Source organism: Flavobacterium olei (assembly GCF_039749035.1).
Lineage (GTDB): Bacteria > Bacteroidota > Bacteroidia > Flavobacteriales > Flavobacteriaceae > Flavobacterium > Flavobacterium olei.
This window is the reverse complement of record NZ_JBDKWC010000005.1, coordinates 106458-132269: the sequence shown is the minus strand read 5'-3', so window position 1 is coordinate 132269 and position 25812 is coordinate 106458. Positions and strand designations below refer to the sequence as shown.

At 35.6% G+C, this 25812-nt stretch carries 21 protein-coding genes; 10 read left to right on the top strand and 11 right to left on the bottom strand.

Annotated features, from left to right (window positions below; genetic code table 11):
- Nucleotides 1-12: 12 nt before the first annotated feature.
- The 6 genes from ABEB31_RS14505 to ABEB31_RS14480 form a co-directional block, all read right to left on the bottom strand.
- Entirely contained in the window at nucleotides 13-1035 is a 1023-nt protein-coding gene (locus tag ABEB31_RS14505; protein WP_347052353.1) for a PfkB family carbohydrate kinase, read from the bottom strand.
- Between the two features lie 289 nt (nucleotides 1036-1324).
- Complete coding sequence (uxaC, locus tag ABEB31_RS14500) at nucleotides 1325-2725, bottom strand: glucuronate isomerase (protein WP_347052352.1); 1401 nt, start codon at nucleotides 2723-2725, stop codon at nucleotides 1325-1327.
- 24 nt (nucleotides 2726-2749) lie between these two features.
- Nucleotides 2750-3541 (bottom strand): gluconate 5-dehydrogenase, encoded by a 792-nt coding sequence (locus ABEB31_RS14495; protein WP_347052351.1) that lies wholly within the window; start codon nucleotides 3539-3541, stop codon nucleotides 2750-2752.
- A gap of 4 nt (nucleotides 3542-3545) precedes the next feature.
- A complete protein-coding gene (kduI, locus tag ABEB31_RS14490) occupies nucleotides 3546-4385 on the bottom strand; it encodes a 5-dehydro-4-deoxy-D-glucuronate isomerase (protein WP_347052350.1) in 840 nt (279 codons plus the stop codon).
- Nucleotides 4386-4474: 89 nt separating this feature from the next.
- On the bottom strand, nucleotides 4475-5791 hold the full coding sequence (locus ABEB31_RS14485; RefSeq protein WP_347052349.1) for an MFS transporter: 1317 nt from the start codon (nucleotides 5789-5791) through the stop codon (nucleotides 4475-4477).
- Nucleotides 5792-5834: 43 nt separating this feature from the next.
- Entirely contained in the window at nucleotides 5835-7304 is a 1470-nt protein-coding gene (locus ABEB31_RS14480) for an MFS transporter (RefSeq protein ID WP_347052348.1), read from the bottom strand.
- Nucleotides 7305-7697: 393 nt separating this feature from the next.
- On the opposite strand from ABEB31_RS14480, the gene ABEB31_RS14475 reads away from it, so the two are divergent.
- The 6 genes from ABEB31_RS14475 to ABEB31_RS14450 all read left to right on the top strand — a co-directional run bounded on the left by ABEB31_RS14475 (nucleotide 7698) and on the right by ABEB31_RS14450 (nucleotide 13487).
- Nucleotides 7698-8636 (top strand): alpha/beta hydrolase, encoded by a 939-nt coding sequence (locus ABEB31_RS14475; protein WP_347052347.1) that lies wholly within the window; start codon nucleotides 7698-7700, stop codon nucleotides 8634-8636.
- Between the two features lie 535 nt (nucleotides 8637-9171).
- Complete coding sequence (locus ABEB31_RS14470) at nucleotides 9172-9486, top strand: hypothetical protein (protein ID WP_347052346.1); 315 nt, start codon at nucleotides 9172-9174, stop codon at nucleotides 9484-9486.
- 24 nt (nucleotides 9487-9510) lie between these two features.
- Nucleotides 9511-10212, top strand: a complete 702-nt coding sequence (locus ABEB31_RS14465; RefSeq protein ID WP_347052345.1) for a 2'-5' RNA ligase family protein — start codon at nucleotides 9511-9513, stop codon at nucleotides 10210-10212.
- 234 nt (nucleotides 10213-10446) lie between these two features.
- The gene (locus tag ABEB31_RS14460; RefSeq protein WP_347052344.1) at nucleotides 10447-11370 is read left to right on the top strand and encodes a helix-turn-helix domain-containing protein; all 924 of its coding nucleotides are present in this window, start codon (nucleotides 10447-10449) and stop codon (nucleotides 11368-11370) included.
- 380 nt (nucleotides 11371-11750) lie between these two features.
- A complete protein-coding gene (locus tag ABEB31_RS14455) occupies nucleotides 11751-12476 on the top strand; it encodes an SDR family oxidoreductase (protein ID WP_347052343.1) in 726 nt (241 codons plus the stop codon).
- 246 nt (nucleotides 12477-12722) lie between these two features.
- Entirely contained in the window at nucleotides 12723-13487 is a 765-nt protein-coding gene (locus ABEB31_RS14450; protein ID WP_347052342.1) for an SDR family NAD(P)-dependent oxidoreductase, read from the top strand.
- 157 nt (nucleotides 13488-13644) lie between these two features.
- On the opposite strand, the gene ABEB31_RS14445 is transcribed toward ABEB31_RS14450, so the two are convergent.
- The 4 genes from ABEB31_RS14445 to ABEB31_RS14430 all read right to left on the bottom strand — a co-directional run bounded on the left by ABEB31_RS14445 (nucleotide 13645) and on the right by ABEB31_RS14430 (nucleotide 16571).
- On the bottom strand, nucleotides 13645-14100 hold the full coding sequence (locus tag ABEB31_RS14445) for a hypothetical protein (protein WP_347052341.1): 456 nt from the start codon (nucleotides 14098-14100) through the stop codon (nucleotides 13645-13647).
- Between the two features lie 58 nt (nucleotides 14101-14158).
- Complete coding sequence (locus tag ABEB31_RS14440; RefSeq protein WP_347052340.1) at nucleotides 14159-14632, bottom strand: PepSY-like domain-containing protein; 474 nt, start codon at nucleotides 14630-14632, stop codon at nucleotides 14159-14161.
- A 206-nt stretch (nucleotides 14633-14838) separates the two neighbouring features.
- Nucleotides 14839-15537, bottom strand: a complete 699-nt coding sequence (locus tag ABEB31_RS14435; protein WP_347052339.1) for a LytR/AlgR family response regulator transcription factor — start codon at nucleotides 15535-15537, stop codon at nucleotides 14839-14841.
- Nucleotides 15534-16571 (bottom strand): sensor histidine kinase, encoded by a 1038-nt coding sequence (locus ABEB31_RS14430; RefSeq protein WP_347052338.1) that lies wholly within the window; start codon nucleotides 16569-16571, stop codon nucleotides 15534-15536. The genes ABEB31_RS14435 and ABEB31_RS14430 overlap by 4 nt, the downstream gene beginning before the upstream one ends.
- Nucleotides 16572-16630: 59 nt before the next feature.
- On the opposite strand from ABEB31_RS14430, the gene ABEB31_RS14425 reads away from it, so the two are divergent.
- The 3 genes from ABEB31_RS14425 to ABEB31_RS14415 all read left to right on the top strand — a co-directional run bounded on the left by ABEB31_RS14425 (nucleotide 16631) and on the right by ABEB31_RS14415 (nucleotide 22631).
- Nucleotides 16631-18130, top strand: a complete 1500-nt coding sequence (locus tag ABEB31_RS14425; RefSeq protein WP_347052337.1) for a TolC family protein — start codon at nucleotides 16631-16633, stop codon at nucleotides 18128-18130.
- Nucleotides 18131-18142: 12 nt separating this feature from the next.
- Complete coding sequence (locus ABEB31_RS14420; protein ID WP_347052336.1) at nucleotides 18143-21427, top strand: efflux RND transporter permease subunit; 3285 nt, start codon at nucleotides 18143-18145, stop codon at nucleotides 21425-21427.
- Between the two features lie 115 nt (nucleotides 21428-21542).
- Nucleotides 21543-22631, top strand: coding sequence for an efflux RND transporter periplasmic adaptor subunit (locus tag ABEB31_RS14415; protein WP_347052335.1), 1089 nt, complete (start codon nucleotides 21543-21545; stop codon nucleotides 22629-22631).
- Nucleotides 22632-22864: 233 nt separating this feature from the next.
- Here the strand turns inward: ABEB31_RS14415 and ABEB31_RS14410 are convergent, their stop codons facing one another.
- Nucleotides 22865-23797, bottom strand: coding sequence for an AlbA family DNA-binding domain-containing protein (locus ABEB31_RS14410; RefSeq protein ID WP_347052334.1), 933 nt, complete (start codon nucleotides 23795-23797; stop codon nucleotides 22865-22867).
- Between the two features lie 469 nt (nucleotides 23798-24266).
- Between ABEB31_RS14410 and ABEB31_RS14405 the strand changes: the two genes are divergently transcribed.
- On the top strand, nucleotides 24267-24686 hold the full coding sequence (locus ABEB31_RS14405; RefSeq protein ID WP_347052333.1) for a DUF4359 domain-containing protein: 420 nt from the start codon (nucleotides 24267-24269) through the stop codon (nucleotides 24684-24686).
- The last annotated feature ends 1126 nt before the right edge of the window (nucleotides 24687-25812 follow it).

The following is a 25812-nucleotide window of genomic DNA, read 5'->3' as shown; positions in this document are numbered from 1 at the left end:
TTATATTTACAATTATCTGGACACCAACGCAGAACCGTCACCGTCAATCATATTCTCTACTTCTTTTAAAGTAACCAAATTGTAATCTCCTGCAATTGTATGTTTTAAGCAACAAGCTGCAACTGCAAAATTTAATGCTCTCTGGTTATTATTTTGATATTCCAACAGTCCGTAAATTAATCCGCCCATAAAGGCATCGCCACTTCCTACACGGTCTACAACCGGAGTGACTTCTTTAACAGCAGCACTATGAATTGCCTTTCCGTCGTATAAAATTCCGCCAATTCTCTGGTGTGAAGCGCTTACAGAATAACGAAGTGTGGTTGCAGCGATTTTTAAATTCGGAATCAATTCGAATAATTTATCGTATAAAACTGGAAGTGTTTTCTCATCCTGATAATTCGGATTTACTTTCGGAATTCCTAACATAAAATACGCTGTGTCAATATCTCCTAAAATCACGTTGCTGTACTGCAGCATTTCCGGCATTACCTCGCTTGGTGTTTTGCCGTATTGCCATAATTTTGATCTGTAATTTAAATCACAGGAAATTTTGATTCCTTTTTTGTGAGCGACTTTAATCGCTTCTAAACAAGCTTCTGCAGCAGATTGAGAAATCGCCGGAGTAATTCCACTCCAGTGAAACCACTCTGCACCTTCCAAAACTGTATCCCAGTCCACCTGACCTTTCTGGATTGTCGACATGGCGCTGTGTGCACGATCGTAGACCACATTGCTTCCGCGGGTACCTGCACCGGTTTCCAGGAAATAAATTCCTAAACGTTCTCCTCCATAAACAATGTTTTTGGATTCTACGTTCATTTTTCGTATTTCCTTCAGGGCAGAAAAACCAATTTCGTTTTCCGGCAATCTCGTTACAAACTCAGCATTTACGCCATAATTTGCCAAAGAAACACACACGTTAAATTCTCCACCTCCATAAGTAGCACCAAATGCTGTAGATTGTGAAAAACGTAAGTGTCTCTCCGTCGAAAGACGAAGCATGATTTCTCCAAATGCAACTACTCTACTCATATTATATTTTTATTTTACCATTAAGGTATTTTTTACCATTAAGAAATTAAGGAAATTAAGTTTTATTTATTGAAAGAAATCCAAAATAAGTTAGAGATTTCCCAATTCTGAACCTGAAAGGTTCATATGTTTATAGATCTAAAATTATTCTCAAACATACGACTCCGTAGGAGTCGAACGTGGCTAAAATTGTTCATTTGCTATAAACATGTGAAGCTTTCAGCTTCTAAAATCAGATTCCAAAAAAAACTTAATTTTCTTAATGTCTTAATGGTTCAAAAAACTTTTCTTAAAACTTGAAATACTCTTTTGCGTTATTGTATGAGATGTCTGAAACTAATTTTCCGATCCATTCCATATCGTTTGGCAGCTCCCCTCTTTTGATTTCGTCTCCCAAAAGATTACATAAAATACGTCTGAAATATTCGTGTCTTGGGAACGATAAGAAACTTCTCGAATCTGTCAGCATTCCAACAAAACAGCTAATTAATCCCATGTTTGAAAGCGCATTTAATTGTTTTGTCATTCCGTCTTTCTGATCCAGAAACCACCATCCGGAACCAAATTGTACTTTTCCGCGAACGCTTCCGTCGTTGAAGTTTCCAATCATGGTTGCCATTACTTCGTTATCGGCCGGATTAAGGTTATAAATAATCGTTTTAGTCAGTTTATCTTTGCTGTCTAATGCATTTAAGAAAGCAGATAATTTTTGAGCCTGCGGATAATCTCCAATAGAATCCCATCCTGTATCCGGGCCTAAAATTCTGTGCATACGCGAATTATTATTACGTAATGCACCTAAGTGAAACTGCTGCACCCATCCAAACTCATGGTAAGTTTCCGATAAGAATACTAAAACAGCACTATGAAATTTTAGAACTTCTTCTGGTGACAATTCTCCGTTTTCTCTTTTCTTTTTGAAAATTGAATTCACTTCACTTTCTGTAAAGTTTTCAAAATCAATTTGATTTAAACCGTGATCACTTAATTTACATCCGTTGGCATTAAAGAATTCGATTCTTTTTCTTAAAGCAGACTGTAAATCAGCAAAAGTGTTAATTGCAACTCCGGACACATCCCCTAATGTGTCCAGATATGCATTATAACCATCATTAGCAATTAAGATGGCTTTATCAGGTCTGAAAGCTGTACTCATTTTAATTCCACTCGAATTGTTTGCAAATTTCTGGTGAAATTCTAACGTATCAATTGGGTCTTCTGTCGTACAAACTAATTCAGCGTTTACTTTTTTAAGAAGGTTTTGCGTGCTGTATGCCTGAGAATTTATTTTTTCTGAAGTTTCGATATAAATTTTCTCAGCCGATTTTTCATTCAATAAATCATAAATATCAAAATAACGCGCCAATTCTAAATGTGTCCAGTGGTACAAAGGATTACGCATTGTGTACGGAACCGTTTTTCCCCAATTAAGGAATTTATCTTTATCTGAACCATTTCCTGTTACAAACTGCTCGTTGATTCCCAAAGTACGCATGGCTCGCCATTTGTAGTGATCACCATTAATCCAAACCTGTGTGATGTTTTCAAAGATTTTATCTTCAGCAATAAACTGGGGATTTAAGTGATTATGGTAATCTATGATTGGCTGATTTTTAGAATAATTGTGATACAATTCTTCAGCGTATTTGTTTTCTAATAAAAAATTATCGTTTATGAATGTCTGGCTCATGTCTTTTTAAATATAATTTGAAAATTATTCTTCGTTTGAAGGTTTTCCGATTGTCGCTAAAATTCCACCATCCACATATAAAATGTGACCATTAACGAAATCGCTCGCTTTTGAGGATAAAAATATTGCTGCTCCTGCTAAATCACCCGGATCTCCCCATTTTGCAGCTGGGGTTCTGCTGATAATAAAATCATTAAAAGGATGTCCGTCTACGCGGATTGGTTTTGTCTGCTCTGTTGCAAAATACCCGGGACCAATTCCGTTGATCTGCACATTGTACTTCGCCCATTCGGTTGCCATGTTTTTAGTCAGCATTTTTAAACCTCCTTTAGCGGCAGCATACGCAGAAACCGTATTTCTTCCTAACTCGCTCATCATGGAGCAAATGTTGATGATTTTTCCCTGTCTTCTTTCAATCATTCCTTTAGCAACATGCTTAGAAACAATAAACGGACTTACTAAATCTATATCTACCACTTCTCTGAAATCTGAAACTTCCATATCCAAAAGCGGAATTCTTTTAATAATTCCCGCATTGTTGATTAAGATATCGATTGGTCCAACTTCACTTTCGATCTGCTGAACAGCGCTTTTGACTTCCTGTTCTTCTGTTACATTAAATTTGTAACCTACTGCATTGATTCCTTCACTTTTAAGCAAAGCCACAGCATCATCAATTTTTTGCTGGGACGAATTTCCGTTTACTACAATTGTAGCACCCGCCTGACCCAATCCTTTTGCCATTGCCATTCCGAGTCCGTGTGTAGAACCAGTGATAAGGGCCACTTTTCCTTGTATATCAAATAAATTTGTCATGCTCTTATCTTAAATCAGTGATTTTACAAACATCCATATCTCCATAATCCAGATTTTCACCGGCCATTCCCCAGATAAAAGTATAATTACTGGTTCCGGAACCGGAGTGAATAGACCACGGCGGCGAGATTACAGCCTGATGATTGTTCATCCAGATATGTCTGGTTTCCTGTGGTTGCCCCATAAAGTGACAAACAGCCTGATCTTGCGGAATATCCAAATAGAAATACACTTCCATTCTACGATCGTGTACGTGTGCCGGCATTGTATTCCAGACACTTCCTGGTTTCAGCTCAGTCATTCCCATTTGTAATTGGCAGGTTGTAACTACACTTCCAATAATCATTTGGTTTACGGTACGGTGGTTTGCCGTTTCCATTGTTCCTAATTGCAATTTATTCGCTTCTGCTAAACTTACTTTTTTAGTTGGGTAAGAATTGTGCGCCGGAGCAGAATTCAAATAGAATTTTGCCGGATTATTGCTGTCATCACTTTTAAAGATAACTTCTTTATTCCCGCTCCCGATGTACAAAGCATCTTTAAAACCTAACTCATAAGAAGTTCCTTCAACCACGACAGAACCACTTCCGCCTACGTTGATAATTCCTAATTCTCTTCTTTCTAAAAAATAAGGCGCTTTTAATGGATCAATTGTTTCCAAAGCCAAATTACCTTTTACAGGAACTGCAGAACCTGCAATGTATCTGTCGTAATGGGAATAAACCAGCACTACTTCATCTTCCTGCATTAAGTCATCAATCAGAAATTCGTTTCTTAATTCCTGAGTATCATATTTTTTAACAGCTTCCGGGCTTGACGCGTATCTTGAACTATATTTTGTCATAATTTTAAATTAATGTAATCGATTGCACAAAATTATATTTTTATATTTAATAAACCATAATTCAAATTAAAATTTATAATAAATTTAAATTACAATATTACTTTTTTCATCTTGGGAACTAATATATGCATTATAAGCCAGGCACTTAAATAAGAAGCTCCGCAAATACAAAACATAATAAAATAAGCTGTTTCAATTTTGCCTAATTTGGTATAATACACAAACATATTTTTCTGAACAACAAGTGTCAGTAAGATGCCGCCCAAAGCTCCGAACATTCCGCCAATTCCCGTTACAGACGCTGTGGCATTTTTAGGAAACATATCTGAAACCGTGGTAAAAATATTAGCACTCCACGCCTGATGTGCAGAAACTGCCAGACCAATAACAAGAATTGCCATCCACATGTTTATTGCGCCTAAATATTGAGAAAATAAAACCGGTAAAACAGCAATTGCATACAGCAGCATACTGGTTTTACGTGCTTTGTAAGCAGGCCAGTTATTATTAATTAATTTTAAAGGAAGCCAGCCTCCGCCAATACTTCCCACACTTCCAATCATGTAAACCAATGCGCAAGGCCATATTATTTCTGTTGAAGTAAGTTTATATTGCTTCATCAGAAAATCAGGCAGCCAGAACAGGTAAAACCACCATACCGGATCGGTTAGCAATTTTCCTATTGCAAAGGCCCAGGTCTGACGAAAAGAAAGCAATCTTATCCAGGATGGTTTTTCGGTACTTTCTTCTTCATTTACCACAACCTGATCTGATGTAATATATTCAAATTCTGCTTGGGACAAACGTTTTTGTTTCTGTGGAATCTCATAAAACCAAAACCAAAGTCCAAGCCATACAAACCCAACAATTCCGGTTAAAATAAAAGCCCATTGCCAACCATAATTTGCTGCAATAAACGGTACTGTTAAAGGAACTATGATTGCTCCTATATTACTTCCTGAATTAAATATTCCGGTCGCCAAAGCTCTTTCTTTTTGCGGGAACCATTCTGCGGTTGCTTTAATTGCTGCCGGAAAATTTCCTGCCTCGGTAATTCCGAGAAATACCCTCGCTATTAAAAAACCACCTGTTCCCGTTGCTAATGCGTGACCAATTGCGGCAAGACTCCAAAGTCCTGTTGCGATTGCATAACCAATTTTGGTCCCCAATTTATCAATGATCCCTCCTGCAACAAACATTCCTAGTGCATACGCAATCTTAAAGGCAATTTCAATATTCGAATAATCAATAACTTCCTGCTCCGGTGTCCAGTGAAAAGCTTCTGCTAAAAACGGACGAAGGTAACTTATTACATTTCTATCTAAATAATTGACAGTTGTAGCAAAAAAAACTAAACTGCATATTGTCCAGCGGTATTTTCCAATGGCTGCATTAGTTTGGTTCATAATTTCAGGTTGGTTTAGATTGGTTAGTTAGCCGCGATCCTGGTTAGAGATCTGTAATAGGCGCGTATTTTGGCACCAAAGATTTCATTACAATCCATCCGGTTAAGTAACAAACGGCACAGATTGAAAAGATGATAAAATATCCTGCTTCGATTCCCTTAAAACCCATAAAAGCCATATTGGTTTCTTTAGAATAATCAAATAAAACTCCAGATCCTTTGTTGATAAGTGTCGAACCAATTCCGCCTGCTAAACCGCCAATTCCTGTAATGGTAGCAATTGCTTTTTTAGGAAACATATCTCCCACAGTAGTAAAAATATTGGCTGACCAGGATTGGTGCGCTGCACCCGCAATTCCGATAATAATAACCGGAACCCAGTAACTTATGTAACCGAGCGGTTGTGCGATCAGGGCTAATAATGGAAAAAATGCAAAAATTAACATGGCTCTCATTCTTCCTTCGTACGGATTCATTCCTTTTCTTTCTACAAAGTAAGTTGGAAGCCATCCTCCGATTATAGACAATAAGGTAATCATGTAAAGTACAAACAGGGGTAATGCAGCTTCTGTAGAATCCATACCGTAAACAGAACTTAAGTACGCAGGTGTCCAGAATAAGAAGAACCACCAAACACCGTCTGTCATAAATTTACCAAAAGCAAAAGCCCATGTTTGTTTGTATTTGAAGCAGGCTGCCAAAGAAACTTTTGTAGTGGTTTCGGGCACATAACCTACAATTTTGCTGTCTGCAATCTCATCTTGCTGAATGTAAGCCAATTCGCCGGCAGATACTTTAGCATGTCTTTCCGGTTTGTCGTACATAAACATCCAAAATCCCATCCAGACGAAACCTAAAGCACCGATGATGATAAATGACATCTCCCATCCAAAAGATTTTGCTATAAACGGAATTGTAATAGGTGCTGCCAAAGCTCCTACTGTGGCACCGGCATTAAAAATACTGGTTGCAAAAGCCCGGTCTTTTTTAGGAAAATATTCTGCTGTAGTTTTTATGGCCGCAGGAAAGTTACCTGCTTCTCCAACTGCTAAAACGAAACGGGCAAATATGAAAAGCGATACACTTACATTGATTACCATTGCGGTATCATTTACACTTTCGATGATTTCTTTAGAACCATGAAAACCTACGAACCAGTTGCCAGTGATAATTCCCGAAGTTGCAATTCCGCAGAAAGCGTGAAGGCAGGCTCCGACAGACCAGATCCCGATTGCCCAGAGAAATCCTTTTTTTGTATCCAGCCAATCTACAAATCTACCTGCAAACAATAACGAAACGGCATAAAAAATCGAAAACAAAGCTGTGATATTTCCATAATCGTTATTCGTCCAATGAAATTCCGGTGCAATAAAATCACTCCAAGTTAAAGAAAGTACCTGCCTGTCTAAATAGTTGATAGTTGTTGCAAAAAAGAGCAGCCCGCAAATACTCCAACGGTATTTTCCTGTAGATTTTGTGTTTTGATTGACTGCAATTGTTTCGGTTTGATTCATAGTAAGTGGGTATTATAGTTTTGTAATTGTGGTATTCTTAACAACACTATTTACTAATATTTAAAAATATTAAAATCAACATCTTAACAGTTTCAAAAAGAAATAATGTAATCGATTGCACAAATATAGTTTTTAATCTCTACAATCCAAATTAATTGTATAAAAAATTATTTTAAGTGTTCAAATAAACATATTAGATAAAAAAAAGAATACAAAATTACACATTAAACAATATATTTGTTAAAAGCTGACAGGTGAAATTTATCCTTTTTAAGGGGTAAAATTGTCCTCTTAACTGACTGCTCATTTGTAATAAAAAAATACTTAAATTAGCAGAACATCTGTTCAATAAGATCAAATAAAGAATTGTAAACCAAATAATTACCTAATAAATTGAAAAATATTTTCACACTACCATTCAAAAAAATCGCCTTAAGTTTCGTTCTTTTTTTCGGAATCGTACAGGCAAACTCTCAAAATCAGACAATTCCGCTTTGGACTAAGGTTCCGGATGCAATAAAAGCAACCGAATATCTGGAAAAAGAAGATATAAAGGATGGAAAGCTCCAAAGCACGAGTCAGGTTTCTATTCCCACTTTGAGCATCCACATCCCTAAAGAATCAAAACCTAATCAAACCGCAGTAATTATTTGTCCGGGCGGTGGTTACACCCATTTAGCGTATGACAAAGAAGGAACAAAAGTGGCCGAATGGTTTAACAGTCTGGGAATTGCGGCTTTTGTTTTAAAATATCGTATGCCAACCGATTTAACAATGAAAAATAAAAGCGTGGGGCCGTTGCAGGATGCGCAGGAAGCCATGAGATATGTACGACAAAATGCGGCAAAATGGAATATTAATCCAAATAAAATTGGAATTTTAGGGTTTTCTGCCGGGGGACATTTGGCGGCAACCCTATCAACCCATTACGATGATAAAGTATACGAATCTAAATTTAATGTAAGCGCACGTCCCGATTTTTCACTTTTAATTTATCCGGTTATTTCCATGCAAAATGAAATAACACATAAAGGTTCGCAAACCAATTTGTTAGGGAAAAATCCTTCTCAGGAACTCATAGATTCCTTTTCTAATGAAAAAAGAATCACCTCAAAAACGCCTCCAGCCTTTTTAATTCATGCCACAGATGATACCGTAGTAATCCCTGAAAACAGCATTAATTATTATTTAGGATTAAAGAAAAACGGAGTTTCAGCGGAATTACATTTGTATGAAAAAGGCGGTCACGGTTTTGGATTAGGAGTAAATGACACCAGTAAATACTGGACGAGGGATTGTCTGGAATGGCTAAAAGCAAATGGTTATAACTAAATCCTTCCTTTTATACTATACTTTTACTTCGAAAGCTCTCAAAAAAAGGGTTTTAAAATTATGTCTTTCGACTTAATTTTAAAACCCATAAAAATTAGACATTAATGTATATAGCAAACTTTATACAATTACCCACGATCAAATGAATATGTCAAAATTAAATTGTAAAACGTTTCTCCAAAAACAGTTTTCTATAAAAACTCAAAATGACATTTAAAAAGGTAAAGAACGTCATCATTTCAAAATTTCTATATCACAAAATTAAAAGGCACAATAGACATATCCTTACGGTTTCCCTCAATAAATGAAAAATTTAAGTAATTAAAAAGTTAAATAATTGTTTTTCAAAATATTATCAAAACAGATTTAACACAAAATTGGTAATTAAAATCTCTTACTTCTCTTTTTTACATTCCAATTTTGTCGAAAAAAAAATTATTTTCTTATTCTAGATTAAGAAGTATACCGTTGTAAAGACTGTAAATTTGTAAAAGAAAGTGATTAAACTTAGATCTCATAATCTGAAAAGAAAAATATGAAAACATTACAATTCTTATTACTTGGAAAAAACGAAGCAATTTTGGCTATTTTACTTCGTTTAGTAAATGCAGATGAAAACTGGAACGGAGTCGCTTTTGATGATGAAAACGAAGCTCAGGAATATTTTCTGAACAATAAAATTGATATTGTTCTTTTAAGCTCGGCGATTGAAGATCATATCGAAAAAGAGTTTACTTCTTTTTGTCTAAAAACTCAGCCCGATGTAGAAGTAATTGAACATTTTGGAGGCGGAAGCGGTTTATTGAAATCGGAAATTCTTCATAGATTATATTTGAAAGGAAAGCTTTAAATTTGCATAATTTAAAGTCTAGCAATGAAAAAAATTTATTCAGTCGCAATTTACCCTTCTCCAGATATTATTGATCTTGTCAAAACAATGAAGGGATATTTACGAAGTAAAATCGAATGGTATAATAGCTGTAATTCTACGGCGCATATTACAATCTGCGAATTTGAACTTGATGCGTCTGAACTCGAAAAGCTAAAACAAAAGCTATCAGAAATTTGCAATACTTTCACGCCTTTTCAAGTTTACTTAGATCATTTTGATTCTTACGATAATGCTGGAGCTTTTTTCATTGGTCTTAATGAAGATCCAACACCCATAAAACCAAAAATTAAAAAGACACAAAAAGCACCTGTAAGTACAACTAAGAAAGTTGCCAAACCAAATCAGTCAATTGAAAAACCAATTGAAAAAAAGACAGTAGAAAAGCCAACTGAAGATCTTATCGTAAAAACAAAATTGAAAACTCTGATGAAGAAAACTCAGGAAGGCTTGAAAATTTCAAGGATGAAAAAAAGTAATGACCCGCATATTACAATTGGCAGAAAATTATCCTTAGAAAAAATAAAAATAGCATCTGAAATTTTTACTAATATTGAAAGAAAATTTTTATGTAAAGAAATGGTATTAAGAGAGTTTGACCCTCTTCTAAAACAATTTGTTGTAATTGATACTTTTCCTTTCGGAAGCAATCCTGAACCAGAATTTGTTCAGGGAAGTTTGTTTTAATTTAATTGTGCGGTTAAAGCACTAAGATGCAAAGTTTTTTATTGTTAAACCATGCACTATGTTCTAAAAATCCCAACCACAAAAAACTTTGCGCGCTTACAATTTTAAATAAACACAATATAGCGTTCTGCTTAATTCCTGGCGTACTTCGCGGAAAAAAAACTTAGCTCCTCAGTACCTTAGCATCTTAGCCACTAAAAAAACGTATATTTGATTTTTGCAAATTCAGACCCTATGAAATCGCTCGACTCATTTTACAAAGACATTACCGAAGGTTCGACCATAGAACCCAATTCTTTACTTCCAAACGACATTCAGAAAGAAATTGGACATTTCAACGTTTTTGGAATAAAAGAACTTTTAGAGCGATTGCAGGGAAAATCTATAATGCCTTATGACAGAAGAGCGTATTATAAAATAAGTTTGATTAAAGGTCATAACCGAGCTGAATATGCCGATAAAGTAATCGAAATTGAAAAGCAGGGCCTGTTGTTTGCAACACCAAAAATTCCATACAATTATTTGCCACAGGACACGAATCAATCGGGTCAGTTTTGCGTGTTTACCAGTGAATTTCTTTCTAAAAACAAAAGCGGAATCGATCTGGATGCCCTGCCTATTTTTGCGTCAGACGGATATCCCGTTTTCCAGCTTTCTGATGAAGAGGTTGCTGAAGTAGAACTGATCTTTAATAAAATACAAAAAGAAATCAATTCTGATTATATTTATAAGTATGATTTAATTCGAAATTATGTTGCCGAATTAATTCACTTCGGACAAAAATTACAACCCATTACAGCTTTATATTCCAAACATAATTCTGCTGCAAGAGTTTCGTCTTTATTTGCTGAATTATTAGAAAGACAATTCCCTATTGAATCTCCAAATCAAAGATTACAGTTGCGTACTGCCAAGGATTTTGCAGAACGACTATCGGTACATGTTAATCATTTAAATAAGGTTTTAAAAGAAAATACAGGAAAAACAACAACCGAATTAATCAGCAACAGATTAACCAGCGAAGCCAAAATCCTTTTAAAACAAACGGACTGGAATATTTCTGAAATTGCCTATTCTCTTGGTTTTGAGGAATTGGCGCACTTTTCTAATTTCTTTAAAAAACAAACCACTTTAACGCCGTTGGCTTTTAGGAGTTAGGTTTTAGATTGTAGATTTTAGATTGTAGATTTTAGATTGTAGATTTTAGATTTTAGATTGTAGGTTCTTGATTGTAGGTTCTTGATTGTAGGTTCTTGATTGTAGGCTCTTAATTTTAGATTTTCAGCTCAAAGATTTGTCCTCCTGAGCGATCCCGAGGCTTCGGGAGAAGGATCTCATGCTATATCCATACAGATGCATACTGTACGTGTCCTTCTCCCGAAGCCTCGGGATCGCTCAGGATGACATACGATATGAAAAGAAAAATCGGAATTTAAAAAACTTTTAATTTGAATTTCGCAAACATCGGTTTGATATTTACAAACTTCCAAATCTTCTTTGCTTCTACCTTTGTCTTATCCAATTAAAAGATCTAAAAGATGAATTTAGCAAACAACAAAATTTTAATAACCGGCGGTGCAACCGGCATCGGACTCGGACTTACCGAAAGATTTACGCAAGAAAACAATACCGTAATTATTTGCGGAAGAAGAGAATCTGTCTTAAATGATGTAAAAGCCAAATTTCCAACTGTTATTACAAAAGTATGTGACTTAGGAATTGAAGCAGAACGAATTGCACTTTACGAATGGATTTCTGAAAATCATCCTGATTTAAATGTCTTAGTTAATAATGCCGGAATCCAGAACTGGATGAACATCACAGATGCTGATTTTTATGAAAATATGAAATCGGAAATCAGCACTAATATTGAGGCGCCTTTGCATTTAACTTCCTTATTTGTTCAGTTAAAATCGCTGACCACGGTAATGAATGTAACCTCAGGACTGGCATTTTCGCCCTTTGCAAAAGTTCCTGTTTACTCGGCTACCAAGGCATTTTTCCGTTCGTTTACACTTTCCCTTCGTCATTTATTAAAAGCAAAGAATATCGAGGTAATCGAAATAATTCCGCCGGCCTTAAATACCGATTTAGGTGGAATCGGACTGCACGATGCACATCCCATCGTGAGCAGTTTTATAGCATCTATTTTCGAACAATTGAAAGAAGGAAAATCAGAACTTACTTTCGGAACCAGCGAAACAAGATTAAATGCAAGTGTACCGGAATTAAAAGCATCATTTGAGGCGTTGCATGGCAATTAATTTAATGCATAAATTAAGTCTAAACACATAGAGACATAGACATACAAATCTCAAATAGGCATTTCTTTTGTTTCATAAATAAACAATCATTTGTTTTCCGGAGATTCCGTCCCGAAGTTTGAGGATCGGGAGAAGGACATTTTCACTATAGAGGTCTTCGACTTCGCTCAGACGGACAAACAACAAACAATAAACAATAAACAATAAACAATAAACTATAAACTATAAACTATTAACATAAAAAACATGGCAGTAAATACAAAAATAGCGCTGGTAACAGGCGGCAGCAGAGGTTTAGGGAAAAACATGGCAATTGCAATTGCTAAAAAGGGATTAGATGTTATTATCACCTACAACAGCAAAAAAGAAGAAGCTGACGCGGTTGTGGCAGATATTGAAAACTTGGGTCAAAAAGCAACTTCAATTCAATTGAATGTTGCAGATTCAGGTACATTTGATTCTTTTTTCGGAGCAGTAAAAACAGCTTTAAAAGAGACTTTCAAAACAGATAAATTTGACTTTTTAATAAATAATGCCGGAATTGGAATTCATAAATCATTTGTAGAAACAACAGAAGCCAATTTTGATTTATTAGCGAATATCCAATTTAAAGGACCATTCTTCCTGACTCAAAAGGCTTTAGACGAAATGAATGACGACGGTGGAATCGTAAATATTTCAACAGGTTTGGCGAGATTTTCATTTCCTGGATATGCAGCTTATGCCTCTATGAAAGGTGCAATGGAAACCTTAACAAAATATCAGGCAAAAGAATTGGGTGCCAGAAAAATAAGAGTCAATATTGTAGCTCCTGGCGCCATAGAGACAGATTTTGGTGGCGGTGTAGTTCGTGACAATGAACAAATGAATCAGCAGATTGCTTCGGTAACAGCTTTAGGAAGAGTGGGATTACCAGATGATATTGGTGGCGTTGTTTCCTTTTTATGTACCGAAGAGGCACGCTGGGTAAATGCGCAAAGAATTGAGGTTTCTGGTGGAATGATGTTATAAAATTCCGAGTTGCAGATTTCAAGTTTAAACGTGAAACCTGAAACCTAAAACCTGAAACTTGAAACTTGAAAAAAAAACAACCTATAAAAACAAAACCCGATAAGCTATAAAAACTTATCGGGTTTGCCATTTCAAAAATATTGAATTAGTAAGACATTTACCTAATCAGGATTCTTTTAATTAATTCTCCTTCTTTATCAAAAAGAAGATTATAGTTTTTTTTATCTTTTATCACCGACGCCTCATAAGTTTTATCATTTGCTGCGTTTAAAACTGAAAACGACTGTTTAAGAGATTTAACGGAATAATTTTTTCTAATATGTGCCTGCGCTTTAACCGGTAACTCAACCATTTCTATCTGAAGCTTATAAGAAATAAAACTTCCTTTTTGATCAAAAAGTGCCAAAGCTGTTTTCTTGTTTTTTTCGCTAAATTTCGCCTCAAAAGTAACATCGTCTTTTTTGCCAGTGTATTCTAAATTCCAGATCGCTTTTCTGTCTGGATATTTTTTAGAAAATGCATCAACTACCTGATCTGGCGGAACTAAAATGCCATTTTGACCACACAAAAAACTGCAATAAAATAAAACTAAGCTTAAAATAACATTCTTCATATATAGATACTGTTTTACAAATCTATATAAATATAATTTTTCTTACAAAAATATAATATTAATTTTTTTCGATAACGACATCAAATCCGCCGTCTTTATCGAAAACAACATCGTAAAATTTAGCATCTTTTGCAACACCAACTTCATAAGTTGTTTTATTTTTATCATCTATAACTGTTACAACATCCATAATTGCTTTTGCTGCATAATTTTTTTTCAAATATGCCTGAGCCTTTGGCGGAAGCTGACTAACTGGAATCTGAAGCTCATAAGCTTTCATATTTCCAAGATTATCATAAATTGCTACTGCTTTTGTGGTAGCACTTACATTGTATCGCGCTTCAAAGCGAATTTCATCAGCATCATCTCCCACATATTCTTCTGACCAGACAGCAGTTTTCCCGGGATATTCTCGTTCAAAAGCAAACTTTACCTTTTCCGGTGGCGTTACTTCCTTTTTCATATTAGTCCCCTCCTGCGCGATTAAATAACTGCTGCATAAAAAAGTAAAAGCTAAAATTGCGTTTTTCATGGTTTCAATTTTTAAATTAAACTCGTAAATAACGTATTAAAAGTACTACTTTTTTCTTAAGATGAAATGAAGGACAGTTTTTTTTTTAATGAGTATCGGCGGAGAATAAAAGAGAAAAGAATAAAGAGAAAATATTAAGAATAAAGAGAAAAGAGAAAAGAACTAATATCTTAGAACTAATAACTAAGCACTAAAAAAAACTAAAGCTACAACTTCTTCATACACTCTGTCAGTTCCCTTTTATAGGTTATACCAATTGGAATCCTTTCATTTTTAATTACTACAAAATCTTTTTCTGTTGCATCAATTTTATCCAGAGCCACGATATACGATTTATGAATTCGCATAAAGCTTTTCTCGGGAAGACATTTTTCAAATTCAGTGGTGGTTATTGACGCCAGATAGGTTTTTCGTATTGTGTGAAGTTTTACGTAATTGCCAAAACTCTGTGCATACAAAAGCTGGTCGAGCTCGATATCCGTCAGGTAACCGTCTATTTTTACGCTTACCGAATTTACGGTTTCTTCTACTTTTTGCTTTCCGTTTTCGTTGGCAAAAAAACGATCTATAGCCTTTAAAAACCTTGGAAAATAAATCGGTTTCAGCAGATAATCTATTACGCCGTAATCATAACTTTCCAGGGCAAATTCAGAATAAGCCGTAGTTAGAATGGTTTTCGGATGATTCGGAATAATCTTTAATAATTCCATTCCAGAAATCTCCGGCATATTAATATCCAGAAACATTAAATCGACTGCATTTTCCCGAAGATAATTCATCGCTTCAATTCCGTTATATGCCTGAAAAACCAATTCCAATTGCGGATTTTGCTTGATATAATTCGCCAGAACGTAATGCGCGGCGGGTTCATCGTCTACAATGATACATTTCTTTGTTTCTTTCATCCTACAAACTTTTTAAGTTGTATTTCTAAATCAACAATATAAATCTGTTTGTCATCCTGAATATCCAGTTTATAGTCTTTTCCATAAATCAAATTCAGCCGCTCAATCGTGTTTTTTAAACCAATTTTGGTAGAAACAACATCATTTTTCTTCGGAATAGAATTGGCTACGTGAAGTTTCAATAAACCATTTTCGACTGAAATCGTAATTTCTACAAAGCACTTTTCAATAGCGCAGGTTCCGTGTTTAAAGGCATTTTCTATAAATGCAATTAAAAGCATCGGCGAAATTTTATAGGTGTATTCGTTATCTACTTTACACTCAAAAGTAATATCACAGCGATATCCGACACGCTCTTTTTCTAACTGAACATAACTGTTTATAAACTCCAGTTCATCTTCTAAAGAAACACATTGTTTACCATTACTCTCTAATTGATAACGCATTAACTGCGAAACTTTCATAATTAAATCCGGAGTCCTTTCCGGAAATTCCAGACTGATCCCATAAAGTGTATTGAAGGTATTGAATAAAAAATGCGGGTTTAACTGTCCCTTCAATGAATTCAATTGCATTTGATTGAACAATAAAGCCGCATCAGTTTGTTTTCTGTGAATACGATAAAATTTAAAAACAATAATCGGACTCAGTATGCAGACCAAAGTTCCTAAAACACTCGCCAACTGATACGCGTAACTTCTCTGATGCGAATTTTGGTACAAATGACATTTGGCAAACATGTCGAGCATTGTGATTTCATACAAAACAACAGAAAATACAAAAACCCCAAAAAGAGTCAGTATAATATAAGTAAAAGGTTTATTGGCTTTGAATAAAATCGGAAGCAGAAAAAAGCGGTTAAACTGCGCGTGCATATACAAAACGCAATAAAAGAATATACCCATTAAAATAGAAATGAAGGAACTAAAGAGCATCCAGTCATTTTTTAAGGTATAAATCGTAAAGGAGAAAAGGACAACGGCAACCTCCTGCCACCATTTGTTATCCAGTATGTTATCAATTCTTTTGTTCATTCTTAATTGTGAAATAGTTTACAAAGTACGGACAAATATTTAATTAATTTTTTCAAAAAATGACAAATTCAATTCGTCATTTACTAGTGCAGTACATCACTAAACCTGAGTTTTATCAATACAAGAGAAATAAATTTGCTGCATCAAAAACATATTTATTACACCTTGAGTTTATGTACTTCAAAAAAATTACCTTATTATTTTTATTGATTTTTGCCTCAATCGGTTCTGCTCAAACCCTGTCTTTAAAAGAAGCAATAAAGACCGGTCTTGAAAACTACGGTGCTATCCGGGCAAAAAACAATTACACCAATGCATCAAAAGAGACTCTGAAACAAACCCGACGTGATTACCTGCCCAATTTAAATTTATCGGCGCAACAGGATTACGGAACCGTAAACGGACAAAACGGACCACTTTACGGATTTGGAGGTTTAGGAGTTGCTTCGTCAGGTTTACCTCTTCCTGAACAAAACTGGAATTCGGCGTTTGGAGCGCTTTATCTGGTCAACATGAACTGGGATTTCTTTACTTTCGGAAAAACCAAAGAAAGAATCAATTTGTCTAAAATTGATGTTCAGGCCAAGGAAAGAGATTTACAGCAGGAGAAATTCCAACAGGAAATTAAAATTTCTGCCGCTTATTTAAATCTTTTAGCAAGTCAGAGATTATTGATTTCGCAGCAAAAAAACCTTTCACGTGCCGAAGTTTTCAAAAAAACCGCCGCGGCAAGAGTTAAAAACGGATTATTGGCAGGCGTAGACTCTACCTTAGCAACAGCTGAAGTTTCTAAAGCTAAAATTGCTTTGAATCTCGCGAAGAACTTCGTTAAAGAACAAAACAACAAATTAGTAGATTTAATGGGCGTTGCGCCTCAGGATTTTGTTGTTGACACGCTTTTTGTAACTCAGATTCCGAAAGAATTAGTTACCAAAGAAATTTCAACCGATAGTCTTCATCCTTTATTGCAATTGTATAAAACCCGAATCGATTACAGCAATCAGCAGGTTAAATTGTACAAAAGGTTTTATTACCCGACTATGACTGCTTTTGGGGTTTTACAAACCAGAGCATCCGGTTTTGAAAATTCTTATGCAGCAGACCAGACCGCTTTTAGCAGAAATTATTGGGATGGTGTAAATCCGGATCGCTCGAATTATTTAATCGGTGTTGGAATTACGTGGAATTTAACCACTCCATTTCGATCTAGTAAACAAGTTAGCGCACAGAAATTTATTTCACAGGGTTTACAGGAAGAATACAATCAGGCTGATCGTGAACTAAAATCGCAGTTGAATTTTGCTGAAGATAAAATCAGAATCACTCTGGAAAATTATGCCGAAGCGCCGATTCAGGTAGATGCTGCCAAAAGAGCGTATCTTCAAAAATCGACTTTATACAAAAATGGCTTAACCGATTTAACCGATTTAACGCAGACGATGTATGTTTTAAACCGTGCCGAAATCGATCGTGATATTGTCAATAATAATGTGTGGCAGTCATACCTTTTGAAAGTTGCTGCAACAGGGAATTTTGACTTATTTATAAATGAATTTTAATTATAAATCCTAATGAATTTAATACGTTTTGCACTCCGCAAACCCATTTCCATATTAGTATTGGTGGCGGGTTTATTTTTCTTCGGAATTGGTGCCATCAAAGATATTAAGGTAGATATCTTACCGAAAATGAATTTGCCGGTTATCTACATCGCACACCCATTTGGAGGTTATACGCCGGACCAGATGGAAGCTTATTTTGCTAAAAACTACGTGAACGTTTTACCTTTTTCGAACGGTATCAAATCGGTAGAAACTAAAAATATTCAGGGGTTAATGATTATGAAATTAACCTATTATGAAGGAACCAATATGGCTCAGGCTGCAGCCGAGTTAAGTGCGCTTTCGAACAGGATTCAGGCGGTTTTTCCTCCGGGAACACAGCCTCCGTTTATCATTCGTTTTGATGCTTCTTCATTACCGATCGGACAATTGGTTTTGAGTTCTAAAATCAGATCCAACAACGAATTACAGGATTTGGCCAACGTTTATGTTCGTGCTTCCTTTACTTCAATTCCCGGTTTATTGTCTCCGGCACCCTTCGGCGGAAGCCCAAGAACTATTGAGGTTAACGTAGATCCAGATTTATTGCGTTCGCATAATATGACACCCGATCAGATTGTCGAGGCGATTCGTCTGAACAACCAGACGGCTCCATCCGGAAACGTGAGAATGGGTGACAAAAACTATATTACACCAACCAATAATACGATTAAAGAAATAAAAGATTTTGAGCAGATTCCGTTATTCAAAGGCGGCGTTCAAAACTTAAAATTAGGCGATGTTGCTTCTGTAAAAGATGGTGCCGATATTACAGCCGGTTACGCCTTGGTAAACGGAAAACGTTCGGTTTACATTAGTATTGCAAAAGCCGGAGATGCTTCGACCTGGGATGTGGTTCAGAAATTAAAATCGGAACTACCTAAAATTCAGAGTACACTTCCTGAAGATGTCAATATTACGTACGAATTTGACCAGTCGGTTTATGTAATTAATTCGGTTAAAAGTTTGATTACAGAAGGAATTATCGGTGCGGTTCTAACGGGATTAATGGTAATGCTTTTCCTTGGTGACCGTCGCGCGGCGTTGATCGTAATTATGACGATTCCGATTTCTATTATTTCGGGCGTTTTATTCCTGAAATTATTCGGACAAACCATCAACTTAATGTCTTTATCAGGATTGGCTCTGGCAATTGGTATTTTGGTGGATGAAAGTACCGTAACGATTGAAAATATCCATCAGCATCTTGACATGGGAAAACCGAAAGCTCTCGCTATTTGGGATGCCTGTCAGGAAATCGCTTTGCCGAAGTTATTGATCTTACTTTGTATTTTGGCCGTTTTTGCGCCAGCGTTTACGATGGTTGGTATTCCCGGAGCGTTGTTCCTGCCGTTGGCTTTGGCAATTGGATTTTCAATGGTGATTTCGTTTTTACTTTCTCAAACCTTTGTTCCCGTTATGGCGAACTGGATGATGAAAGCGCATCCAAAACATACTCATGAACACAATATAACAGACGATGAAGCAGAATTTAATGCCTGCGGATTAACACCTGAATCTGAGCAGAATTTAATTGGCCAGAAAAAAGATTTAGTCGAAAGAGAAGATTTTAACAACGACGGAAAAGTAAGCGGATTCGAGAAATTCAGAAATCGTTTCATGCGCACTTTAGACAGATTGTTTGTACATAAAAAAATAACGAGTATTACGTATTTACTTGTAGCAACCGTTTTAGCGATTGTATTTCTTGGTTTCATTGGAAAAGATGTATTCCCGAGAACTAATTCGAGTCAGTTTCAGTTAAGAATGCGCGCCGTTGATGGAACGCGTTTGGAAAGAACCGAAGAACAAGCCAGAATTGTTCTAAAGGAATTGGAAACAATGGTTGGCAAAGAACATATCGGAATTTCTTCTGTTTATGTGGGTCAGCACCCTTCTCTATTCTCCATCAACCCGATTTACTTGTTCATGGCAGGTTCTCACGAAGCGGTTTTTCAGGTGAGTTTGAAAGATTATCATGCAGATATGGATGAATTTAAAGACGATTTTAGAGCGAGAATCAAAAAAGTATTGCCTGATACCAAACTTTCTTTCGAGCCAATCGAATTAACAGATAAAGTTCTAAGTCAGGGTTCCCCTACTCCAATCGAAGTTCGAATTGCAGGAAAAGACAAAAAACGAAATGAATTGTACGCAACTCAAATCGTAGAAAAACTAAAAGCAATTTCGTATTTCAGGGACGTTCAGATTGGACAGCCAATTCATTATCCGGCAATGAATATTGAAATTGACAGAACCCGTGCTGCGGAATTAGGCGTTGATATGAATGATATTTCACGTTCGCTGGTAGCTTCGACTTCTTCTTCCCGTTACACAGAAAAAAACAACTGGGTCGACGAAAAAGCCGGATTATCCTATTCGGTACAAGTTCAGGTTCCGTTGAATAAAATGAAAAGCAAAACCGATATTGGAGAAATTCCGGTATTGAAAAACTCGCTTCGTCCTGTTTTAAGTGACGTTGCCAAAATTACACCAGGCTTTGTAAGCGGTGAAAATGACAATTTAGGGGCCATGCCATACATTACCGTTACCGCAAACATCAACCAGACCGATTTAGGAACGGCTACAAAAGATGTTGCGTCGACAATTAGTTCATTGGGCGAATTACCTCGTGGTTTGTTTATCACGCCAATTGGACTAAGTACTGTATTGAGTGAAACATTAAGCAGTTTACAGACAGGATTATTGGTTGCCGTTTTCGTAATCTTCTTAATGTTGGCCGCTAATTTTCAGTCGTTCAAAGTATCGTTGGTTATTTTAACGACGGTTCCGGCGGTAGTTTTAGGATCGTTGTTAATGCTGACCATTACAGGTTCAACCTTAAATCTACAATCGTATATGGGAATCATCATGTCGGTTGGGGTTTCGATCGCCAATGCCGTACTTTTGGTCACGAATGCGGAGCAATTGCGAAAAATAAACGGAAACGCCTTAGAATCTGCCAGAGAAGCTGCTGCATTGCGTCTTCGTCCGATTATCATGACTTCGGTTGCGATGATTGCGGGAATGTTACCAATGGCAATTGGTCATGGCGAAGGAGGCGATCAGGTTTCTCCGCTAGGAAGAGCGGTTATCGGCGGCTTATTATTTTCTACTTTTGCCGTATTATTGATCCTTCCGCAGATTTTTGCGTGGGCACAGGAAAAAACATCGACTCAATCGGTTTCTTTAGATCCTGAAGACGAAGAAAGTATCCATTATATCGCATCAATAAGTAAGTCGAGAAAGTCGTAAAGTCGTAAAGTCATAAAGTCGAAAGTTGGAAAGTCGAAAGTTACAATCGTCGTGGATATACTTGATAAATTACTTTCCTTCTATTTCTTAAAATATATTTATATAAAACCAAAAAATGAAAAGTAACATTATAAAATCAACCGCATTATTATTTACAGCTTTAGTGGTATTAAGCGGCTGCGAAAAGAAAAAAGAAGAAACTGCACCGGCAGCAATCGAACCTAAAGTAGAAACTTTCCTTTTATCTAAAGAAAAACTGACTACAGAATTGCGTTTACCGGCAGAGTTAACCGGTTTTCAACAAGTGGATTTGTACGCCAAAGTGAGCAGTTTTGTCAAAACCTTAAAAGTAGACATTGGTTCTAAAGTTAAAAAAGGACAACTTTTAATTGTTTTAGAAGCACCGGAAATCTCTTCGCAATTGGCTGCAGCCGAATCGAGATTAAAATCGATGGAAGCGATTTACACGACAAGCAAAAGTACTTACAACCGTTTGTACGAAACCAGCAAAGTGGAAGGAACGATTTCTAAAAACGATTTAGAAATGGCAGGCGGAAAGAAAAATTCGGATTACGCACAATATCAGGCAGCAGTTGCAGCGCACAAGGAAATCTCGATTATGAGAGGTTACCTGGAAATCCGCGCTCCTTTTGACGGAGTGGTTTCGGCAAGAAATGTCAATTTAGGAACGTATGTTGGTCCAAACGGAAAAGGATCTGATTTACCTTTATTAACGATTCAGGAACAAAGTAAGTTGCGTTTGGCGGTTTCGGTTCCGGAATTGTACACAGGATATCTGCATCCGGGTGACGAAATGAGTTTTAATGTAAAATCGTTACCGGAAACTTTTACCGCAAAAATTACCAGAATGTCCGGAGCTTTAGATTTGAAATTACGTTCTGAAAGAGTCGAAATGGACGTTCACAACACCAAAGGAAATTTATTACCCGGAATGGTTGCCGAAGTTTTATTACCGCTTAACGCGAAAGACAGCACATTTGTAGTACCAAAAACGGCAGTTGTAAATTCTGCTGAAGGTTTGTATGTGGTAAAAGTAGTAAACCACAAAGCGACAAGAGTTGACATTAAAAAAGGAAGAGAAATCGACGATAAAATCGAAATTTACGGAGATTTAACCCCGCAAGATAAACTGGTAAAAATGGCCAGCGAAGAAACTAAAGAAGGCGATACCATAAACGAATAACCTGCGTTTAGCCTTCGATTTAGTGATTACCAATTACTGTACGCATTCTTAGGAGTGCAAATTTGAAAATTTGCTTAAGACAGCTCTCTATTTGGAGGGCTGTTTTTTTTGCTACAAAGACATTAAGACACAAAGTTTTTCGCCAATTTTGTCATTTCGACGAAGGAGAAATCTCCGCAAGAAACTCCATAAATATTGGAAATTTCTTTTTTTGCCTAAATACATTCGTATTTTTAAATCTTATTAAGAGGTCTTTTATTGTAAAATTCTTCTACTTGCTTAAAATCTATTTTTACTTTGTGCTCTCCACCACTATAAAATAATAATAACTCAATTTTCATCAGATTAAAGGAATCGTTTAAGTATTGTAAATCAATATCAAAATAAAATCTAGTAACGTTAATAGTTTCGTTAGGATAAATTGTGCAATTAGAATTTGCAGAAATTTTAACTCTTTTATTATCCAAATGAATATAATTATATCTTTTAATATCTTCTGTATCATTCCAAGTTATAGAAAGATCTTTTGGAAGATAATTGCAGAAATATGTATTCACTTTATATGAAGATTCTTCGATATCACCAATATTTTGAACAGCAATTACGCACTCAAACCTTGCTTTTTCGTTAATCATTTCTTTGTATGAGATTATATATTGTGAAATCATTAAATCAGATTTTGATTTTCGTCCATATAGATTTCTGATTTCATATTCCTCCATTACAACAGATTGAAAATCATATCTTCTATAAAATTTTTTATCTTTATTTATATGCGGAGCGTCTTGGCTTTCAGGAATTTGTACAACATAAATTGATTCTTTTATATTTCCATTATTTCTAATTGGAAAAATTTTTAAACCATTGATGTTTCGCTGAATTGTTGTACTAATGATTTGTTCAAGCCATTCTTTCGAAAAAATATCACCATCAATAAAAGAAAAGCTATCTGCTTTATGATTCTTTTCTGTTAAGCCATAAATGATAATTCCACCGTTTGAATTTGCAAAAGCAGAAACATCTTTGGATATTTCTTTTTTTTTCATTTCATCCTTTGAAAGTGATCCAGAAGCTTTGAAATCTATATTTATTGACTCCTCAATGCCATTATCAATAAGTGACTGAATAAATGCAATATCATAATCTTCTCGTTTATGAATTTCCATAAGTTATTTTTTTTGCTGATTATTCTTTCAAACATACAATTATTTTGTCAAAAATAAATCAACAAATTTTTTAATCAACAAGACAAGGCAATTGAACGGAAAAACGGCTGGTAATCGAACTAAAAATTAAATTATCTTATAAAAATAATCAAAATAAGGTTTTCCGTAATAATTAGCTAATGATTGGTTTTAAGTTTACTAATTATTAACGTTAATTATTTAAAATTATGGCATTACCATTAGGAACAACTCGCAAAACAGGTGAAACGTGTCCTGAATCAGGAGTTTGGGAGGCACAGTCTTCTCCATCAACAACTATACCTCTAGCTAGAGGTAATCAATTCCTCCTTACAACAACAAAGCTGTAACCTGGAAATTAATTAGATATGCTTAAAGTATATTGTTTGTTTTTAAGACTTCCAGAAATGGAAGTCTTATTTATTGAAAATGAAAACCAAATAAAAATATTATGAAAAAACCGGATATTATACTTATAATTTTCGCTGTTATTATTTTGACAGCAGTTTTAACTAATCCAGGTAGTGAAGATCACAAACAAGCTGTAAAATCAGTAATAAATCAAGTGGTTCAAAATTCTATATCAGAAAACGGTTCTGATATAGAAAATTTAGGAATTTTGTTTGGAAGTTCTTTGGCAGAAAAGTTAATTGAGAATTCTGTAACAAGAGACAATTATTTACTATTTTCAATTACTAAAATTACATGGCAAGGTAAAAGCAAAAGTATTGGATATGGTCTATTTGGAAATGTTTTTCTTTCTGAAAAAGTAAATAAAGCATTTAATAATGATGAAATAAACAGTTATGAAAATACTTTAGAAGCAATTGATACTATGGCTGTAAGTGTAGACTCAATGGCAACAGAATAATCCGATAGTCGGTATTTCTACAGTATCTAAAACCTCGATTCTAAAATAATCGAGGTTTTCCATTTTATAATCCTTACTCCTCACTCAAATAAGGATTTAAAATCTCCGCCAATTCATTGAGCCAATAATAATTGTCTTCAAAATTTGTTGGTCCGAGTTGGAGAGTTTCGTGTTGTCGCGTTACGCCTAAGGCTGAAATGCAGTTTACTTGTACATACTATTTTAGTCCTATCTTTGGGATCGATAATTGGATTAAAAAAATCCAATTAGCCTGGTTTCGGCTTCTTTGGAAAGGATGTTGGTTTTCATTTCTTCCATTTAATGAATTTAAAGCCTTTTGGCAATGATTTTTGCAATCCAAAACCATTAAAGGCAAATTTTACTTATTTTAAATGTGAAGATTTAAGAACTGCAAATGTAAGGAAATTTGATTTAAAATATAAATTTATTCTTACAATTATATATTATCTTTATCAAATTTTAAAGTTTAGTTTGTCATTTCGACTGAAAGGAGAAATCACACTAGAAACTCCGCTCCTATTCACCAATCTTTGTAGATATACGCGTGTGATTTCTCGTTCCTCGAAATGACAAATTGAATGTGATTTTTGTGATCGTGTCATTTCGACTGAAAGGAGACTCGAGCGATAGCGAGCAGGCGAAGCAAATCACACTATCCCGAAGTTTCGGGACACAAAGTAATTCGTTAATCTTTATCGATATACGAGTGCGATTTCTCCTCCGTCGAAATGACAAACTGGATGTGATTTTTGTGATCTTGCCATTTAGACTGGAAGGAGACTAGAGCTATAGCGAACAGGTGAAGCAAATCACACTATCCCGAAGCTTCGGGACACAAAGTAATTCGTTAATCTTTGTCGATATACTAGTGTGATTTCTCCTCCGTCGAAATGACAAACTGGATGTGATTTTTGTGATCGTGTCATTTCGACGAAAGGAGACTCGAGCGATAGCGAACAGGCGAAGCAAATCACACTATTCCGAAGCTTCGGGACACAAAGTAATTCGTTAATCTTTGTCGATATACGAGTGTGATTTCTCCTCCGTCGAAATGACAAACTGGATGTGATTTTTGTGATCGTGTCATTTCGACGAAAGGAGACTC

Bases quoted from the DNA above. Each gene is read 5' to 3' on its own strand.
- ABEB31_RS14505 (WP_347052353.1), bottom strand. From the start codon at position 1,035: ATGAGTAGAGTAGTTGCATTTGGAGAAATCATGCTTCGTCTTTCGACG.
- ABEB31_RS14480 (WP_347052348.1), bottom strand. From the start codon at position 7,304: ATGAATCAAACCGAAACAATTGCAGTCAATCAAAACACAAAATCTACA.
- ABEB31_RS14430 (WP_347052338.1), bottom strand. From the start codon at position 16,571: ATGAACAAAAGAATTGATAACATACTGGATAACAAATGGTGGCAGGAG.
- ABEB31_RS14435 (WP_347052339.1), bottom strand. From the start codon at position 15,537: ATGAAAGAAACAAAGAAATGTATCATTGTAGACGATGAACCCGCCGCG.
- ABEB31_RS14450 (WP_347052342.1), top strand. From the start codon at position 12,723: ATGGCAGTAAATACAAAAATAGCGCTGGTAACAGGCGGCAGCAGAGGT.
- ABEB31_RS14405 (WP_347052333.1), top strand. From the start codon at position 24,267: ATGAAAAAACCGGATATTATACTTATAATTTTCGCTGTTATTATTTTG.
- ABEB31_RS14465 (WP_347052345.1), top strand. From the start codon at position 9,511: ATGAAAAAAATTTATTCAGTCGCAATTTACCCTTCTCCAGATATTATT.
- ABEB31_RS14420 (WP_347052336.1), top strand. From the start codon at position 18,143: ATGAATTTAATACGTTTTGCACTCCGCAAACCCATTTCCATATTAGTA.
- ABEB31_RS14410 (WP_347052334.1), bottom strand. From the start codon at position 23,797: ATGGAAATTCATAAACGAGAAGATTATGATATTGCATTTATTCAGTCA.
- ABEB31_RS14485 (WP_347052349.1), bottom strand. From the start codon at position 5,791: ATGAACCAAACTAATGCAGCCATTGGAAAATACCGCTGGACAATATGC.
- ABEB31_RS14460 (WP_347052344.1), top strand. From the start codon at position 10,447: ATGAAATCGCTCGACTCATTTTACAAAGACATTACCGAAGGTTCGACC.
- ABEB31_RS14425 (WP_347052337.1), top strand. From the start codon at position 16,631: ATGACAAATTCAATTCGTCATTTACTAGTGCAGTACATCACTAAACCT.
- ABEB31_RS14495 (WP_347052351.1), bottom strand. From the start codon at position 3,541: ATGACAAATTTATTTGATATACAAGGAAAAGTGGCCCTTATCACTGGT.
- ABEB31_RS14440 (WP_347052340.1), bottom strand. From the start codon at position 14,632: ATGAAAAACGCAATTTTAGCTTTTACTTTTTTATGCAGCAGTTATTTA.
- kduI (WP_347052350.1), bottom strand. From the start codon at position 4,385: ATGACAAAATATAGTTCAAGATACGCGTCAAGCCCGGAAGCTGTTAAA.
- uxaC (WP_347052352.1), bottom strand. From the start codon at position 2,725: ATGAGCCAGACATTCATAAACGATAATTTTTTATTAGAAAACAAATAC.
- ABEB31_RS14445 (WP_347052341.1), bottom strand. From the start codon at position 14,100: ATGAAGAATGTTATTTTAAGCTTAGTTTTATTTTATTGCAGTTTTTTG.
- ABEB31_RS14470 (WP_347052346.1), top strand. From the start codon at position 9,172: ATGAAAACATTACAATTCTTATTACTTGGAAAAAACGAAGCAATTTTG.
- ABEB31_RS14415 (WP_347052335.1), top strand. From the start codon at position 21,543: ATGAAAAGTAACATTATAAAATCAACCGCATTATTATTTACAGCTTTA.
- ABEB31_RS14455 (WP_347052343.1), top strand. From the start codon at position 11,751: ATGAATTTAGCAAACAACAAAATTTTAATAACCGGCGGTGCAACCGGC.